Annotated in this window: 19 protein-coding genes, 1 pseudogene and 1 riboswitch; of the genes and pseudogenes, 9 read left to right on the forward strand and 11 right to left on the reverse strand. The window is 33.4% G+C overall.

Translation table 11 applies throughout. The features are described 5' to 3' along the window. Window position 1 precedes the first annotated feature (1 nt). A riboswitch (cyclic di-GMP riboswitch) is annotated at window positions 2–90 on the reverse strand. Window positions 91–335: 245 nt separating this feature from the next. Both AC1Q51_RS11145 and AC1Q51_RS11150 read right to left on the reverse strand, forming a co-directional pair. Continuing rightward, window positions 336–1,556 (reverse strand): ATP-binding protein, encoded by a 1,221-nt coding sequence (locus AC1Q51_RS11145; RefSeq protein ID WP_001032635.1) that lies wholly within the window; start codon window positions 1,554–1,556, stop codon window positions 336–338. Beyond that, on the reverse strand, window positions 1,553–2,806 hold the full coding sequence (locus tag AC1Q51_RS11150) for an ATP-binding protein (RefSeq protein WP_016512215.1): 1,254 nt from the start codon (window positions 2,804–2,806) through the stop codon (window positions 1,553–1,555). The genes AC1Q51_RS11145 and AC1Q51_RS11150 overlap by 4 nt, the downstream gene beginning before the upstream one ends. 250 nt (window positions 2,807–3,056) lie before the next feature. On the opposite strand from AC1Q51_RS11150, the gene AC1Q51_RS11155 reads away from it, so the two are divergent. Next, the gene (locus tag AC1Q51_RS11155; protein WP_000471062.1) at window positions 3,057–3,866 is read left to right on the forward strand and encodes an alpha/beta fold hydrolase; all 810 of its coding nucleotides are present in this window, start codon (window positions 3,057–3,059) and stop codon (window positions 3,864–3,866) included. A 209-nt stretch (window positions 3,867–4,075) separates the two neighbouring features. Here the strand turns inward: AC1Q51_RS11155 and AC1Q51_RS11160 are convergent, their stop codons facing one another. The 3 genes from AC1Q51_RS11160 to AC1Q51_RS11170 form a co-directional block, all read right to left on the reverse strand. Continuing rightward, window positions 4,076–6,145, reverse strand: coding sequence for a sulfatase-like hydrolase/transferase (locus AC1Q51_RS11160; protein ID WP_168410130.1), 2,070 nt, complete (start codon window positions 6,143–6,145; stop codon window positions 4,076–4,078). Window positions 6,146–6,521: 376 nt separating this feature from the next. Further along, on the reverse strand, window positions 6,522–6,752 hold the full coding sequence (locus tag AC1Q51_RS11165) for a hypothetical protein (protein ID WP_000578980.1): 231 nt from the start codon (window positions 6,750–6,752) through the stop codon (window positions 6,522–6,524). A gap of 10 nt (window positions 6,753–6,762) precedes the next feature. Further along, on the reverse strand, window positions 6,763–7,059 hold the full coding sequence (locus AC1Q51_RS11170; RefSeq protein WP_000455579.1) for a DUF3986 family protein: 297 nt from the start codon (window positions 7,057–7,059) through the stop codon (window positions 6,763–6,765). 120 nt (window positions 7,060–7,179) lie between these two features. Between AC1Q51_RS11170 and AC1Q51_RS11175 the strand changes: the two genes are divergently transcribed. Genes AC1Q51_RS11175 through AC1Q51_RS11185 form a run of 3 tightly spaced genes read left to right on the forward strand, consistent with a single transcriptional unit; the run spans window position 7,180 to window position 9,762 of the window. Continuing rightward, window positions 7,180–8,187 carry an ABC transporter substrate-binding protein gene (locus AC1Q51_RS11175; protein ID WP_199717354.1) on the forward strand — a complete coding sequence of 336 codons (1,008 nt, stop codon included), beginning with the start codon at window positions 7,180–7,182 and terminating at the stop codon, window positions 8,185–8,187. Between the two features lie 11 nt (window positions 8,188–8,198). Next, the gene (locus AC1Q51_RS11180) at window positions 8,199–8,963 is read left to right on the forward strand and encodes an ABC transporter ATP-binding protein (protein WP_199717355.1); all 765 of its coding nucleotides are present in this window, start codon (window positions 8,199–8,201) and stop codon (window positions 8,961–8,963) included. After that, window positions 8,956–9,762 carry an ABC transporter permease gene (locus AC1Q51_RS11185; RefSeq protein WP_088024708.1) on the forward strand — a complete coding sequence of 269 codons (807 nt, stop codon included), beginning with the start codon at window positions 8,956–8,958 and terminating at the stop codon, window positions 9,760–9,762. Before AC1Q51_RS11180 ends, AC1Q51_RS11185 begins: the two co-directional genes overlap by 8 nt. A 34-nt stretch (window positions 9,763–9,796) precedes the next feature. On the opposite strand, the gene AC1Q51_RS11190 is transcribed toward AC1Q51_RS11185, so the two are convergent. Beyond that, on the reverse strand, window positions 9,797–10,024 hold the full coding sequence (locus AC1Q51_RS11190; protein WP_098836133.1) for a hypothetical protein: 228 nt from the start codon (window positions 10,022–10,024) through the stop codon (window positions 9,797–9,799). Window positions 10,025–10,251: 227 nt separating this feature from the next. Beyond that, window positions 10,252–11,373, reverse strand: a complete 1,122-nt coding sequence (locus tag AC1Q51_RS11195) for a hypothetical protein (protein WP_063548865.1) — start codon at window positions 11,371–11,373, stop codon at window positions 10,252–10,254. Between the two features lie 93 nt (window positions 11,374–11,466). Between AC1Q51_RS11195 and AC1Q51_RS11200 the strand changes: the two genes are divergently transcribed. Further along, window positions 11,467–12,138 carry an HAD family hydrolase gene (locus AC1Q51_RS11200; protein ID WP_000617258.1) on the forward strand — a complete coding sequence of 224 codons (672 nt, stop codon included), beginning with the start codon at window positions 11,467–11,469 and terminating at the stop codon, window positions 12,136–12,138. A gap of 99 nt (window positions 12,139–12,237) precedes the next feature. Here AC1Q51_RS11200 and AC1Q51_RS11205 read toward each other — a convergent pair whose 3' ends face one another. The 3 genes from AC1Q51_RS11205 to AC1Q51_RS11215 all read right to left on the reverse strand — a co-directional run bounded on the left by AC1Q51_RS11205 (window position 12,238) and on the right by AC1Q51_RS11215 (window position 13,769). Continuing rightward, window positions 12,238–12,774 carry a DUF3267 domain-containing protein gene (locus AC1Q51_RS11205; RefSeq protein ID WP_199717356.1) on the reverse strand — a complete coding sequence of 179 codons (537 nt, stop codon included), beginning with the start codon at window positions 12,772–12,774 and terminating at the stop codon, window positions 12,238–12,240. Between the two features lie 113 nt (window positions 12,775–12,887). Beyond that, window positions 12,888–13,367, reverse strand: a complete 480-nt coding sequence (gene mutTA, locus AC1Q51_RS11210) for an antimutator 8-oxo-(dGTP/GTP)ase (protein ID WP_000276382.1) — start codon at window positions 13,365–13,367, stop codon at window positions 12,888–12,890. An 84-nt stretch (window positions 13,368–13,451) separates the two neighbouring features. Further along, window positions 13,452–13,769 (reverse strand): hypothetical protein, encoded by a 318-nt coding sequence (locus AC1Q51_RS11215; protein WP_000448409.1) that lies wholly within the window; start codon window positions 13,767–13,769, stop codon window positions 13,452–13,454. Window positions 13,770–13,852: 83 nt separating this feature from the next. Here AC1Q51_RS11215 and ytzI point away from each other — a divergent pair, with 83 nt between their 5' ends. The 4 genes and pseudogenes from ytzI to AC1Q51_RS11235 form a co-directional block, all read left to right on the forward strand. Further along, window positions 13,853–14,002 (forward strand): YtzI protein, encoded by a 150-nt coding sequence (ytzI, locus tag AC1Q51_RS11220; protein WP_000472791.1) that lies wholly within the window; start codon window positions 13,853–13,855, stop codon window positions 14,000–14,002. Window position 14,003: 1 nt separating this feature from the next. After that, window positions 14,004–14,234: a DUF3953 domain-containing protein gene (locus tag AC1Q51_RS11225; RefSeq protein ID WP_000944455.1), complete on the forward strand. Its 231-nt coding sequence runs from the start codon at window positions 14,004–14,006 to the stop codon at window positions 14,232–14,234. Between the two features lie 14 nt (window positions 14,235–14,248). Continuing rightward, window positions 14,249–14,479, forward strand: coding sequence for a DUF3953 domain-containing protein (locus tag AC1Q51_RS11230; protein ID WP_000912059.1), 231 nt, complete (start codon window positions 14,249–14,251; stop codon window positions 14,477–14,479). A gap of 500 nt (window positions 14,480–14,979) precedes the next feature. After that, window positions 14,980–15,059, forward strand: a pseudogene (locus tag AC1Q51_RS11235) (hypothetical protein); the annotation flags it as partial. A gap of 62 nt (window positions 15,060–15,121) precedes the next feature. On the opposite strand, the gene luxS reads toward AC1Q51_RS11235, so the two are convergent. Beyond that, complete coding sequence (gene luxS / locus AC1Q51_RS11240) at window positions 15,122–15,595, reverse strand: S-ribosylhomocysteine lyase LuxS (RefSeq protein WP_001141371.1); 474 nt, start codon at window positions 15,593–15,595, stop codon at window positions 15,122–15,124. Window positions 15,596–15,715 lie beyond the last annotated feature (120 nt).

Consider the following 15,715-nt stretch of genomic DNA (forward strand, 5'->3'; position numbering starts at 1 on the left):
ACACTGCAACCAGACTATCATAGTAATTTTCATTACCTTAGACTCTTAGCTTTGCGACCTATCCTTTCGAATAGTGTGCCAAAAATAGGTATTTATTTATCGTGTTTTGAATATACCATTAAAACCCAAAAAAGAAAATAGTTTTTTTAGAAAAAAACAATTAATTTTTATAGTCTAAATTTTTCACTGAAAAATCCATAATAAAAACTAAAAAAACATTTTGATCTTAGAAATACATCATACATTCTTTATCGATAAAATGAGATTTTTACTATCCACAAATAGCAAGATAAAATAGAAAAACATCACTTATTTGGAAGTGATGTTTTTTCTATTTAATGCAGTGGTAACATAACCTCAACCGTCGTTCCAACCCCAACTTCACTTTCAAAATTCATTTTACCGTTGTGGTCTTTAATAATTTTTTCTGTAACTACTAAACCTAGACCAGTTCCTGTTTCTTTCGTTGTATAAAAGGCTTCATTTAACTTTGGAATTTTATCTTTCGGAATGCCGCATCCCTCATCTTTCACTTGAATGATGATTCCATCTTTTACAGTAACTTTAATCGTAATTGTTCCGCCAACTGACATTGCTTCAATTGCATTTTTAATTAAATTAAAAAAGACCTGTTTTAATCGTTTTTCATCACATGTAATTGATGGTAAGTCTTTACTGTAAATACCTTGTATGTAGACTCCTTGTTTTAAAGCAGGCTTTTCCATAACTCGAATAACATAAGAGATAATTTCTTGTATGTTATGAGTTTCTGATTCTAGTGATTTAGATTTCTCAAATCCACTAAGTTCTGTAGCAATTATATGAATCCGATCTACTTCTTGTTTCATAATATCACTATAAATTTTATCCTCTGGATGCTTGTCTGCTTGTTTATTCACAAGTTTTTTTAAGTTTGCTAAAGGTCTTCTAATCTTATAACCAATAACCGTCGCCATTTTTCCAACAGCTGCTAGTTTTTCTGTCTGTTTTATTTCTTTGTCCATCATCTCAAGCGTACGAACGTAAGACTGAACCCTCAAAAATATAATCCAACATATGATAGTAAATACACTATATAATGCCATTGGGATTAAAACGAGAGAAGATTGAATAATGATTCCTGTAAGAGCGTACTTCCCGACAAGTATCGCTGGAACTAACCAGAAATATCTTTTGTTCACAAAGATTGGTGCGAACAAAATAAAAAATACTTCTACTATATTTCCACCGTCAAATTCCGCATCGCTACCATAATAAATCATAATGTTATGGATACAATCTAATACATTATAGCCAATTAGAATAATATACTTTACCACAAAAACATTCTTCCATTTCATAAAGTATATTCCAATGCAAAACAATACTACCGTCAAAAAGTAAAGCCATAAACCTAAACCATCTTCAAACTTTCCTACGCCTTCTTGCTCTCCCGCGATTAAAGGTACGATAAATTCATAGGCAAGATCATACACAAAAAATATAATAAAAAATAAACTTAAAAATACTTTCAACGCCTTTATTTCTTCATTTTTAAATATATAGCCTTTATTCATATGGTAACTCCTAGCTTTTCTTCCACTTGGATTTCAGTATTTCCACACTCCCTTGGGAGAATGATGTCTATTCTCGTTCCAGTATCTCTTTCACTTGAAATATGCAGCTCACCAAGGTGCTCGGCGACAATTCGATTCGCTACCGTAAGTCCCAGACCAATTTTATCTTGTTTCGTTGTATAAAAGGCCTCTGTAACACGGGTTAAGTTTTCTTGCTTAATACCATAACCATTATCGATTACGCTGATTATTACATATTCTTTCCCTTTATTCTCTAATTGCAAATGTAATATGCCACCTTGTTCCATTGCCTCTAAAGCATTTTTTATCGTATATAAAAAGACTCCTCTTATTTTTCGTTCATCACATTCAACTTCTATTGTTTTTTCTTCCACATTAGAAATAAACTGTACGTTTAATTCATTCATTTTTTCGCGAAGACTTGTTATTACTTGTAATACAATTTTTCCTACATCATGTTTCTTATAAATAGAAGGTTTGCATGTAGCAACTTCCATTAACTCACTTATCATATTATTCATATTTTCTATTTCAAAAATCATACGTTTATAAATAGGATCCTCTTCATGCTTCTCTCGTTGTAATTGCGTAAATCCTTTTAATGAAGCGAGTGGATTTTTAATTTCATGTCCAACCGTCGCTGCCATTTTTCCGATTACTGCTAATTTCTGTGATTCGCTAGCAATCGCAATACTTTCCTTTACGGCTGAAAGATATTGTAAAAATCGATTTAAAATGATATATGCAGCTATTAACATAAGCGTACACATAATAAGGAACATAAATGCTTTTACTTCCTCTAATACAAATAAATAAATTAAATATTTTCCTACAATAGAGGAAAGTAAAAACACATAGAATTTTTTATTTAAAAATATAGGTACAAAGAAAATGAGAATAATTTCTATTATATTTGTCGCATCAAACGCCGCTTTATTATAAAAAACATATGCAAATATATTAGCGATTTCTATCGCTATGTATGCAAATATCCATGCATATTTAACAAGGTTTGCCTTCTCTTTTTTCATTAAATATATATTCACGCACAGTATTGCTACTCCGCAAATAACTTGCCATATTATGTTGTATCCCTTATCCATTATTGATTTCTCTTCTAATACGATTGCATAGAAAATTTGATATACAATAACAATGACATATAACACCCATAAAAGGATTTTTGCATTCTTTTCTTCTTCTTTATATGATAGAAAACTTTCTTTCACTTCAACACCCCTTCAAAATAATATCTCGAAGAATACCATTTATTATAATAAATGATTTTCATAGACAAACAAAGATAAATCGAACATTTGAGGAAAATCGTACCAAAAACGCAATATATTTAGACTATATACAGAGCATAAAATCTATGATCATTAATACGTATATTATGGAGGATGTTTTATATAGACGGCCTAAAAAGTAAAACAAAGCTTTTAGAATGGAGCCTATTGATAGAACAGGGGGAAATTTATGTTTATTACTGTCGAGAAAGATGTGCATATTTTTGTGCAAGACGTTAATCCTGGTCCAGGTAGTAAGACTGTTTTCTTCGTTCACGGATGGCCTTTAAATCATCAAATGTATCAATATCAACTCAATGTTTTACCAGAGCATGGCTTTCGCTGTATCGCCATGGATATACGAGGGAATGGACAATCTGATAAGCCATGGACTGGTTACACGTATGATCGATTAGCCGATGATATCGCAATTGTTCTAGAAGCACTCCAAGTAGAGAACGCTACATTAGTCGGTTTCTCAGTTGGTGGTGCTCTTTCTATTCGATATATGTCTCGCTATAATGGGCGCCGCATTTCTAAGCTCGCATTAATTGACGCTGTCTCTCCCTCTTTCGTTAAAAATCAAGAGTCCCCTTACGGTGTACCGAAAGAACAAGCAGATGCTCTCATTAATCAAATGTATGCTAATTTACCAAAATTTTTAAATGATGTATCTTTATCCTTTTTCAATAGAAACTTAGGAGCTGCAACCCTTGAATGGTTTTCTTATCTCGGTATGCAGTCCGCTTCTTATGCCCTTATCAAAATTTTACAAGCAGCTGCAAATGAAGATGTAACGAAAGATTTAAATAAAATTAACGTCCCAACAAAAATCTTCCACGGCGTTCACGATCAACTAATTCCTTACAAAAGTGCTGAGCTTACGCAACAACGAATTAAAAATTCTCAGTTACATGCTCTTACAAATAGTGGTCATGGTTCACCAATCGATCAAGCGGATGAATTAAATAAAGAACTGATAAAATTTTTACAGACATAACAACTGCAATATAAGAATGAACGTTAACATAATCGTTTTTTATAAAACATAAAATTCACACATTTCTCACAAATACACAAATAAAACGATTATATTTTCATATATACTAAATGTACAAGTAATACTCCCTAAACCCAGCTTGTCTGGTTACCCCGTTAAATACTATGAAAAAAGAACTTGTATCGTTATACAAGTTCTTTTTGTTTCTTTTATTTAAAGAGGATATCTTTACTATATTGATTTCCAACGAGTAAATCATATTGAAGCATTTTATATTGCTCTAACATTTCTTTTTGTTTCTTTGTTAAATCATTGATTACTTCTCCATTTTTATCAACTTTTAATTCATCTCTAAGCACTGGTATTTCCTTGTAAAGTTCCGATAAAAATTGATAAAATAAGGATTTATTTAATCCTGCATAATCAAAAATAAGATTAGAAAAATGAATTGGGCTTACTAAACCTAAATTATCATTTGGCATATCAAAGTTTGCATACATTAATAACGGAGTTTGTGCCATCGCTAAACGTTCGCTCGGTGTTTTTTCATTCGTTATATACCCATTTTCTTTATAAAAAGATTTATTTGTTCCTAATGATGGAAGATGATCTCCAAAGAATACTAATAATGTAGGTCTATCTAAATTATCTAGTTGCTCTATTAAATATTGAAGAGCCTCATCTGAACGTCTTAATCCTTCTGTATACGTCTCTAATTCTCCCTTTGATTCTTCATTTTCTAGACCGCTAATTTCTATTAGGTTTTCACCAAATCGGCCTTCTGTAAATGGAAAATGATTTTGCATCGTAACTGCATGAATAAATGTTGGCTGTTTTTGTTCCTCTAACTCAGCAATTATCTCTTTACTCATCGCTAAATCACTAATATAATCTCCATCAATATCCACATTTTCCATCGTGTCCTCTGCATTAAACTTATCAAATCCTAACACCTTATATACATCGTCACGTTTAAAGAATGTGCGACCAAATGAATGAATTGCACTTGTGTAATAACCTTCTTTCTTCAACGCCGTAGGGATTGATGGAATTTCTTTCTTATTTGTAATGACCTGCTGATATGGTATAGAACCTGGCTTTAACAAACTCATTGAATAACTTGTTAATGCCTCAAATTCAACGTTCGCCGTATTTCCCCCAAATGTAGGAGAAATAGTTTGTCCACCAGGAAAGTTTTCTATATAATGATGTAAATTTGGTACAGGATCTTCACTAAAAGAAAGGTTAGTTACTTTCGTCGGATCCCAAAACGATTCACTCATTACAAAAATAATATTCGGTTTCTCTTTTTTCTTTTGGCTCCCTATATTTCCACTATATTGTTTTTTTATATCGTTTGCTATTTGAAGCATATTTTCTTTAGAATAATTTTTTGGTTTTTCCATAACTGTTGTATCTAAATTGCTAATAAACCCAAGTACAAAACCATTTGAAGCATAGTTCTCATTTTGATTCCACAAAACAAAATCTACACCTGATTTTTGAAATACTTTATTCATAAATGTATTCGCAAAATTACCGTACGCATATAAAACAAAAATAGATCCTACTACTAATAAGGCTCTAATTCCTAGATGAATCTTTACATTTTGAATATAGCTTCTCATATATATCCCTGCAACAATACAAGCTACGATACTTAAGATAATGACAAAAATATAGCTCCAGCTAAAATAGTCCATCACCATCGGTATAACAGATTGCATATGCGTAATTTGTGTGAAATCAGAAGGATATAACGGATCGCCTCTGAAAATAAGCTTTAAATAATTCACAATACCTAAAATGACTAACGTACAGCTCGTTAAAACCATACTTAGAAAAACCTTACCTATTAAATTATATACAAGAATATATATTGCATAAATTACTACAAAACTTAATATAAACTGCATATTATAAAAGTAAATCCAATTCATTGCCTCTATGAAAATCATATTAACTTGCATGACAATATAAAATAACGCTACTGTATGAGCTAGTAAAAGTAATATAAAATGCACTCGCAGGGATGCTCTAAGTATAGACATCTCTTTTTTATTGAAATGCGTAATATAAAACGTTATGCCCCATATGAAAATCATCATAACACTTAAAACAAGCTTTTGATTTAAATGATCTTTCATCATATCTAAATTAAAAACCTTTAAAATCATAAACAGCATAGTTATTACTAATAAAGTCACCATACTACTTATAATGCTAGAAATTAATATATTTCTTTTTGGAAGATGAAAAAGTGTAGAACCATACTTCAATTCATTCCCTCGTTTCTATGTCTTAATTTCCCTCGCATCGAAAGAACTATTTCTATTAAAATAACATATATTACATATTTCGTCTGCATACTTGTTTCTATCATAAATGTATTGTCTTAATATTCCCTTAATCAACAGTTAAATTGTGGCATACAAATTACTCATTCTTGAAAAACTTAATTTCAGCATTCCACTTTATGATACAATAACTATTTTTTAGAAGTCCTGCTATTAAAGATTTAACATGAAAATACGAAAGAATTAATAAAAAGGCGTTGCACGTTTTTAACAACTATTACTATAACGAAAAGAACCTGCCACAAGACAGGTTCTTTTCGTTATTTTATGATAAAAGAGAAAATGATTAGTATGTGTATTATATAAAGGGAAGCAGCCATATTTTCCATACGATACATACGAGTACTATAATTACAAAATCAAAAAAATCTAATCTCGGACCTTTTTTCATATTCATATGTAGCCACATATGAAACCACTTTATTTTTGTATATTTATGGATGTTTTTCTTTGCAAATCGGTAAATAAGCATTTGCATGATAAAAAATCCGGCCACAAAAATAAATAATAAGATGAGAAATCCAATCACAAAATTCCTCCTATTTTTGTAGCGTTTTTTCTACTATCCGATTTTTCAACACCCACTCTTCAAACTGGGCACTTCCAAATTCCCAGCTAAGATCGCGAGCATGTACAGAAAAAACGTAATGACCAGCATATTCGTCCATAAATCTCCCTAACTCTACATCGTCTTTCTGAATACCGTATACTCCAAAATTAAAATACACATCCCATACGTCTTCATTCTTTCTCTTATAAGCAATCGATTCCATATCACATTCTGTCCCGAAATAATCAAGATGTAAATGTACGCTATCATCGTATTCGTACTCCATTTTATCACCCCTTATATTTGTACTTCTTTACCACCAAAAAAATTCCTGCTATCTACACTCACATATGGGCGATTACCTACATATCATGCTTGTAGAGTGACTTCTAGGAGGTGTTATATAGTGAAAAAATTAATCGCGATTTTTTGCATCATGTTACTAGCTGTTTTTACTTTTGCTGCTTGTAGTAGTAAAAAAGAAGGTACGAAAGAACAAACTCAAAACATTCGCGTCGGCGAAGTTACCCATTCTCTCTTCTATGCCCCATTATATGTTGGGATTGAAAAAGGATTTTTTAAAGATGAAGGACTAAATATTGACCTACAAACAACAGCTGGTGGCGATAAAACGATGACCGCCCTATTATCTGGCGGAATTGATATTGCTCTCGTCGGTTCTGAAACGTCTATTTACGTTCATCAACAAGGAGCGAAAGACCCTGTCATTAATTTTGCACAGCTTACACAAACAGATGGGACATTTTTAGTTTCACGTAAAAAACTAGACTCTTTTAATTGGAATGACGTAAAAGGTGTTACATTTTTAGGACAGCGTAAAGGCGGCATGCCGCAAATGGTTGGAGAATACGTTTTAAAGAAAAATGGCATTGACCCTCATAAAGATACAAACTTAATTCAAAATATCGAGTTTGCTAATATTGCAAATGCCTTCGCATCTGGTACTGGAGAGTTTGTACAGCTCTTTGAACCGACTGCAAGTATACTTGAGAAAGAAGGTAAAGGTTATATCGTCGCTTCATTCGGAAATGAATCTGGTACTGTTCCTTATACAACGTTCATGGCAAAAGAAAGTTTCTTAAAGAAAGATAAAGCTGCTGCTGAAAAGTTCACACGTGCTCTCTATAAAGCACAGCAATGGGTTGATACACATAGTCCAGGAGAGATTGCTGATGCTGTTTCCCCGCTATTTAAAGACACTTCAAAAGACATAACAGTAAAAGTAATTGAACGGTACAAAAAACAGCATTCTTATGCGACAAATCCACTACTAGATGCGGAAGAATGGAAACAGCTCCAAACTATTATGAAAGACGCTGGCGAATTACAAAAAGAAGTCCCACATGAAGCGCTCGTCAATACAAAAATTGCCGAAAGCGTTATTAAGAAATAGAGGCGAAGTGTATGAGTTTTTTACAAATACGTAACGTTTCTCACTGCTTTTTTGCAAAAGAGAATGCCAAACTTATTCTCGAAGACATGAACTTACAAGTGGAAGAAGGCGAATTTATTTCTATACTCGGTCCAAGTGGTTGCGGTAAAACAACGCTCCTCTCAATCATTGCTGGACTACTTGATCCAATTGACGGTATCGTCTTTTTAGATGGTGAACCGATTACAACGAAAACATCATCTATGGGATATATGTTGCAACAAGATTACTTATTCCCTTGGAAAACGATTGAAGAAAATATTATGCTCGGACTTCATATTCGAAAGATTTATGATGAGCAGATGAAAGAACATACTTTAAACCTTTTAAAACAAGTCGGTCTGCATGGTGTAGAAGAACAATATCCTCGTGAACTATCCGGCGGTATGCGTCAACGTGCCGCTCTCGTTCGAACATTAGCGACTGATCCGAAAATTTTATTACTAGATGAACCATTCTCCGCACTCGATTATCAAACGAAGTTAAAACTAGAAGAACTCGTTTTCAACTTACTAAATAAATATAAGAAAACATCACTACTTGTTACTCATGATATTGAAGAAGCGATTGCGATGAGTGATCGTATTTATTTACTGCAAGCGAATCCCGGAAAAATCGCAAAAACCTTTATCGTCCCGGAAAGTATCCGTTCTTTATCACCGTTAGAAGCACGCCATCACTACGATTTCCCAGCCCTCTTTCAAGATATATGGAAGGAGCTGGAACGACTTGGATAATATAAAACAACTACATGAACAATTTCGAAAGAACGAACGCAGACGCGCTTGGATTGCTCGCTCGCTACAACTTTTACTACTTATTCTTTTCTTTGCACTATGGGAAATAGCTAGTAAAAAAGAATGGATTGATCCTTTACTCTTTAGCTCTCCTTCGAGTATTTGGGATCTCTTCTTAACGAAATGGATCGACGGTTCACTTTGGGCCCACATATGGACGACATTACTGGAAACAGGAGTAGGCTTCATTCTCGGAACAGTACTTGGTGCTATTATTGCCACGTTCCTTTGGTGGATGCCACTTCTAGCCCGCGTACTTGATCCTTATCTCGTCGTCCTAAATGCAATGCCAAAAGTTGCACTCGGTCCAATCATCATCGTTATTTTCGGTCCAAACATTTCATCTTCTATCGCAATGGGAGTAATCATTTCCATCATCATTACCATTCTCGTTATTTACAGTGCATTTCAAGAAGTCGATTCTAACTATATAAAAGTGATGGACACATTTGGGGCAAATAAATGGCAATGTTATAAGCAAGTCGTTCTCCCTGCATCCTTTCCAGCAATTATCTCAACGTTAAAAGTAAACGTTGGTTTATCCTGGGTCGGTGTTATTTTCGGAGAACTTCTCGTTTCCAAACAAGGACTTGGCTACTTAATTAGCTACGGATTCCAAGTCTTTAACTTCACACTCGTCTTACTTAGCGTACTACTCACATGTGTTCTTGCAACTCTTATGTATGTATTTGTTGAGGCATTTGAAAAAATTCTAATTGGAAAAAGAAAAAGAAGCTGACTCAAAACAGTACGCTATAGTCAGCTTCTTTCTTTTACCTTTTATCACATATTTTCGTTTCATTTGTAATGTTTCCATCCGCAACCGTAACTGTATGGAAACAGTCTTTCACACGTACTGTAACGACATTATCTTTTCGATCTATCACATGATAATCATTAAACTTTTCATTCAAAGCACTACGAATTTGCTCCCCTTCAAAAATCGGAAAACCGTGAGACATTACCCAAATGAGACCAGCAACAGCAAGAATCGTTTTCATACGTTTCATTACCTCCTCGAGAGTAAAATTATAGTCCCTACAACACGCGCATTATAATTGTGTCTAAATTGTGACATTTTTATACTAATTCTATTTTATACCTCCAGTTCCTTCTTCTTTTAAAGAAAAATACAGAATTTTCAATTTTATCAACATGAAAAAACGCAAAGAATTAAAAATTCTTCACGCTTTACTTTAACGAAACTATATCGAACACATAACTTACATTAGTCTCCACTTTGTTGTTCTATCGTTTTCGAAACATCATATAATCCTGACAGCACTTCCGCTCTCATTTTTACAAGCTCAGGGAACTGATAGAAGAAAGCAATTTTCTTATATTTTAACTCTGTTCCTTCTTTCACTTTTTTTGAATCTTGTAAAATGAACGCTGTAAATGTATCTGCGATATCTTCTGCTACATTTGTCGTTCCATACTGTGAGACAAACTCATCTTGCTTTTCTTTAAAAAACTCAATTTGAGTTTCTTCACTTTCTTCTACTTTCTTTTCTGTCCACTCTTGCTCAATAGGCTTCCAGAAAGAGTTATAAAATTGATTAATATAAGATTTTCCCTTCGCACATCCCTCTTGTAAGAAAAGATTTCCACATTTATTTCGGTACGTTGAAATATCTTTATCTTCTTCAAAAGCCTTTACATAGTTTTCATCTACTGGTATTTGCTTATGCCCGAGCGTCAACACGTGAGCCGTCTCATGAATTAATGTTTTCATCACTTCATCGATATTTACCGCAGAATCAAGCGTATCTAGGCTAAGAGTCCAGTCTTTCGGATTCTCCATACTCGGCATAACATGGGCAACAACACCGTCATAACCATCTGTTATTAAATCAAATTCTGTTATATTCCCACGATATTTAGCTGGAATGAGTGTACGATACATATCCCATAAGTCTTCATGATACCCTCTATCTTGACGTTGTTGTAGCACCTCTTCTTTCGCTTCTTTATCTTCAGCGAATACTTTATTTAAACGTTTCCGTTCTATTTTTTCAAAATAAGGATCTACAATTTCATCACCATCGATATAATAAGAAGCTAAAAAGAAATAACTTTCATCATCATCCTCATCATCTTTTTTCTGCTCTGCCTCTTTCATATCCGCACTTTCATGCTCTTCTATTTCATAATCTTCTACTGCTTCAAGCTCAGATAATCCATCTATTTTTTCATATACTTTTTGAAGTTTCTTATCTCCTATTTCCACACATTCTTCGTCTGTTTTACACACTTCTTTTTCTTTCACACTCTTCATAGAACTTTCGCATCCTGCTAGTAAGCCGATTGCAACGATAACCCCTACTAACTTGCCATACAGTCTCTTCATACAGTCCTCCATCAATACATTCTACAAAAATATAATAATCATTTTTTAACGAATATGCGATAATTAATTATAAAAACTGCAAGGAGGCTTCTCATGATTCGTGCAATCTTATTCGACTTAGATGGAACACTATTAGATCGGCGCCAATCTTTAGAACAATTTATTTGTGAACAATATAATCGCTTCTCCTCACATTTGATGAGTATAGAGAAATCAGAGTATTGTTCTCGATTTCTTGAACTCGATAATAATGGTTATACGTGGAAGGATAAAGTATATGCTACTCTCCTTTCCGAATACAACATTACTACTTTAACGCAAGAGCAACTGCTACACGACTATATTACAAACTTCCAACATCATTGTATTCCTTTCAAAAACACGCATGAACTACTTCAACAGTTAAAACAGCGAAACATTAAAATTGGTATTATCACAAATGGTTTTACTGAATTTCAGATGAGCAACCTTCGAGCACTACATATACATACGTATACAAACACCATTCTCGTTTCAGAAGCTGAAGGAATTAAAAAACCTCACCCTGAAATTTTCGAACGTGCTTTGCAAAGACTAGATGTTAAGGCAGAAGAATGTCTTTATGTTGGAGATCATCCAGAAAACGATGTGCTTGGTTCTGAACAAGTAGGGATTCTTGGTGTTTGGAAAAAAGATTCGTTTTGGGGTGATTTTAAGCATTCACGTATCGTAGATGATTTGTTGGAGGTGCTTTTGTTTTTAGAGGTGGAGATAAAAACACAATAATAGTAATTAAATTATATCAACAATTTTCACGATATCTTGATTCACCGACAAAAAATAATAAGAGGAGGCAGTTGTTCAAAAACGCCTCCTCTTCCTTTATTATTCATATACTGTAAACTGCGGTTTACTCGGATGATCTATCACTTGCGCATCATCTGGAAATTTTGAAACTTTTTGATATAAGACAATGTCGCCGATACAACCTCCTGTTAGTAGAATTCCTAAAAATGAGAGTGGCTCCAGATTCATAGCTAATCCCAATACAATTGGCAAAATTCCAGTTGGTAAAAACGGAAGCATTAACACTTTCTTCATTTGCTTTACTGTAACCGCCTGTTTAGAATGAGCATATGCAACACCTAATTTCCAATTAACGCCCCATTTTAGTTCACTCCACGGAACACCTCCGATATAGCGAAAGCCAATTAAATGTATCGCCTCATGAATACAAACGAGAACAATCATTGCGATAATAAAAAGAAACATCGTTAATAATGTAACTTCAACTTGAACCCCACCTGAAAGAAATATATGCAAATAACCAATTCCAAACGACAAAGCAATTATTATAAAAAATAAAGAAAAGTTTAATTTAACCATCGAAACAGTAACAGTCGTTTCTTTTCTTTTATCCATCTTCCCCCTCCTAAAATGTAAATATATCTTTACAAATTTGTATAATATACCCAAAATAATGTAAAGATATATTTACATTTATTCTTACATACAAAAAAAAGAAACCGGCCACTTTACTTCGTAAAACAGCCGATTTCTTCTATATGTTTCATCGTACGCGCTAATACGTCATCGCGCATTATAAAGCTAAATTTTCTATTCGTTTTAATGTTGTCAGGAATGTCTTTTAATAAAACAGACCCTTTCGTTTCTTCGTAATGCGTATGTTCTTCTACCGCACTAATTGTTGCAAAATAAATGTTTTTAATGATTATTTTGTCTTTTCCAGATACTTTGTATTGTCCTAAGTAAGTTAAATCAGAAACTATGCCGCCGGTTTCTTCATGAACCTCTCGAACTGCCGCTTCTTCCGGTGTTTCCCCTATTTCTACTTTACCACCTGGAAATTCAAGACCGCGACGTAAATGATGTGTTAATAACCATTGATCCCCGTACCGGCATACAACCCAAACATGCTTTGGCTCAGGAGAAAATGGATAACGTTCAAACGATAATTGTACAGTGTTGTGGTAATAATCTTTAAATTTGTACATGCCATTACTCCCCTATTGATGGTTACAAGTTTTTCCTACCACAAATTGTAGCATATTCTCGCTTTTCTGCATAATATTATCCAATTACAATCCATTGATTATTCCCATTTGCGCGACTAATTCTTTCGTCTCATGATTTCCTAAATCGTAAATCATTTTATATGCTTTTTGTAGTTGTTCATCATATCGGTCATTATTTGAATCGTGATGATACTCAACAAATGGAACGTGGGAGCGTACAAATGACCCTAAATCTTCTACATATGCTTGATCAAAGTGCTCTCTTAATTCCGTAATTTCCTCATCATTTGCGGAAATCTCAAAATTATACGTATCCGCCGTCTTCACTTGTGAAATTTGACCATTTCCTATTGATATATAATATGTTTTTTTCGTCTCCATGTAACACCCTTCTTTCATCCTTTTATTTTCTATTGTTTTCATCAATTACAAAATTATGTAAAATAAAGAAAAGGAGGGATTTTATGTTCAAAATATTAATTATCGGTATTATCATCGTCCTAATCATCCTCGTACTCTCCATCATGACAATTAATAAAGGCTATGCTTATAAACATTCCGTCGATAAACTAGAAGACAATCCTTATACAAAAAAGAATAAGGAGAATTCCTAATATGCTTCGTATACTTCGCATCATAGTAGCACTCACTGTGATCGTTATGTCGGCAATTGGATTATATACAGGTCAAAATAATTTTTTACCTCTTTCACAATTTCTATTAGGGGCTTTAATGTTTCTCATCGCATTTGAACAAATAAAGAAAAAGGAGGCAGCAACTGGATTTATTTGTATTATTGCCGGTGCTTTCATTTGGATTGTTCTCATCATTAGCTATATCAAATAAAAGGAGGTACATGCATGCTAAAAGGAGTACGGATTACTTTATCACTTATTGCTTTATCTATAGCAATCTATGGATTTTTTACTAGTAATAGAGAAATAATGCCGTATATGTTTATCTCTTTAGGAGTTATGGCCCTCACCATAAGTTTAGAGGAAATATTAAAAAGGCAAACAGGAGGTAGTGTGCTCGCTCTACTAGCAGGAGCCGCTGCTTTATTTATTGGTTTCACAGAAATATTCCGATAAATGGTCTAAAGGAGGCTATACAATGCTAACTCTAACTATATTACGGAGTTTTTTAGCATTTCTCATGCTTCTCTTACTCATTCTAAGCACTTATATCCATGTTACCGATAATTTTTCACTTCTCCCATACGTACAATTTATTCTCAGTTGTTTCTTTATTCTTCTAGGAATTAATGAATTGAAATCCGGACGAAAATCAATGAGTATCCCGTATTTTTTCGTTTCCAGTCTCATATTCTTCTTTTTAATATCAAACTACTTTCGTTATATGTAGAATGAAATTTTGACCAATTTAGCATTTATAATTATTTTCTCTCAGTAACTATTTCTTTCTACTTAAGGGGGATTCCATGTTAAAAAACATTCAAATTATAATCGCCACTATCGCTCTTTCTCTCGCCCTATTTAGCTTCTTTGCAAACTTCACTATTCTTTTACCTTACGTGTTTATCCTTTTAAGTATTATGTGTATCCTTTTTGGAATCGATGAAATAAAGAAGCAGCAAAAACGAAAGCATTTGTTTATTTTCTCTGTTCTGCCTTTGTTTTATATGTTGGAGTGTCTAGTATACTTTCATAAAAAAAGAACATGTTCGCTCTTAATAAAATAAAAAACTGCCCTTTCACAGGCAGTTTTTTATTTTATCCAAACACTTTCTCAAGTTCATCTTTATCTTGGCTTAACCAGAAGTTCATTAAGCGTTGTGCTCCTTCTAAGTCGTGAAGCTTCGCTTGACCACATTGTGTTTCATTTGCAGCTGGAATTTCTGTAATTTGAACCGCATCTTTTAATGTTAGTTCTAATAAATCAATGATTTCTCGTACTGTCGGTGTTCCGCTTACTACAAGATAATATCCTGTTTGGCAGCCCATCGGTGAAATATCGATAATATCAAAATGCGGATAACGATCAATATATTTACGTAAATTAAATGCTAATAAATGTTCTAACGTATGAATAACATCTGGTTTCATTGCTTGTTTATTCGGTTGGCAAAAACGAATATCGAATTTATTTACAATACCGTCACTACCTACATTGTGAACTCCGCAATGTCTTACATAAGGTGCCTTTACAATCGTATGATCTAATTCAAAGCTTTCTACTGATGGCATACAACATCTCTCCCGCTTTTAATTTAATTCCGTTATATCCAATATGATATAACGGAAATGCACATTAGTAAAGTATTATGTACAGTCGTGCTATAATACTTTAAGACTATGCTGAAAAGG

This window comes from Bacillus sp. MT94, assembly GCF_058792475.1.

What these genes read in the sequence shown, in the direction of transcription:
- AC1Q51_RS11195 (WP_063548865.1), bottom strand. Translation starts at nt 11,373, where the DNA reads ATGAAGAGACTGTATGGCAAGTTAGTAGGGGTTATCGTTGCAATCGGC.
- AC1Q51_RS11145 (WP_001032635.1), bottom strand. Translation starts at nt 1,556, where the DNA reads ATGAATAAAGGCTATATATTTAAAAATGAAGAAATAAAGGCGTTGAAA.
- ytzI (WP_000472791.1), top strand. Translation starts at nt 13,853, where the DNA reads ATGTTCAAAATATTAATTATCGGTATTATCATCGTCCTAATCATCCTC.
- AC1Q51_RS11200 (WP_000617258.1), top strand. Translation starts at nt 11,467, where the DNA reads ATGATTCGTGCAATCTTATTCGACTTAGATGGAACACTATTAGATCGG.
- AC1Q51_RS11155 (WP_000471062.1), top strand. Translation starts at nt 3,057, where the DNA reads ATGTTTATTACTGTCGAGAAAGATGTGCATATTTTTGTGCAAGACGTT.
- mutTA (WP_000276382.1), bottom strand. Translation starts at nt 13,367, where the DNA reads ATGTACAAATTTAAAGATTATTACCACAACACTGTACAATTATCGTTT.
- AC1Q51_RS11205 (WP_199717356.1), bottom strand. Translation starts at nt 12,774, where the DNA reads ATGGATAAAAGAAAAGAAACGACTGTTACTGTTTCGATGGTTAAATTA.
- AC1Q51_RS11190 (WP_098836133.1), bottom strand. Translation starts at nt 10,024, where the DNA reads ATGAAAACGATTCTTGCTGTTGCTGGTCTCATTTGGGTAATGTCTCAC.
- luxS (WP_001141371.1), bottom strand. Translation starts at nt 15,595, where the DNA reads ATGCCATCAGTAGAAAGCTTTGAATTAGATCATACGATTGTAAAGGCA.
- AC1Q51_RS11230 (WP_000912059.1), top strand. Translation starts at nt 14,249, where the DNA reads ATGCTAAAAGGAGTACGGATTACTTTATCACTTATTGCTTTATCTATA.
- AC1Q51_RS11170 (WP_000455579.1), bottom strand. Translation starts at nt 7,059, where the DNA reads ATGGAGTACGAATACGATGATAGCGTACATTTACATCTTGATTATTTC.
- AC1Q51_RS11215 (WP_000448409.1), bottom strand. Translation starts at nt 13,769, where the DNA reads ATGGAGACGAAAAAAACATATTATATATCAATAGGAAATGGTCAAATT.
- AC1Q51_RS11225 (WP_000944455.1), top strand. Translation starts at nt 14,004, where the DNA reads ATGCTTCGTATACTTCGCATCATAGTAGCACTCACTGTGATCGTTATG.
- AC1Q51_RS11180 (WP_199717355.1), top strand. Translation starts at nt 8,199, where the DNA reads ATGAGTTTTTTACAAATACGTAACGTTTCTCACTGCTTTTTTGCAAAA.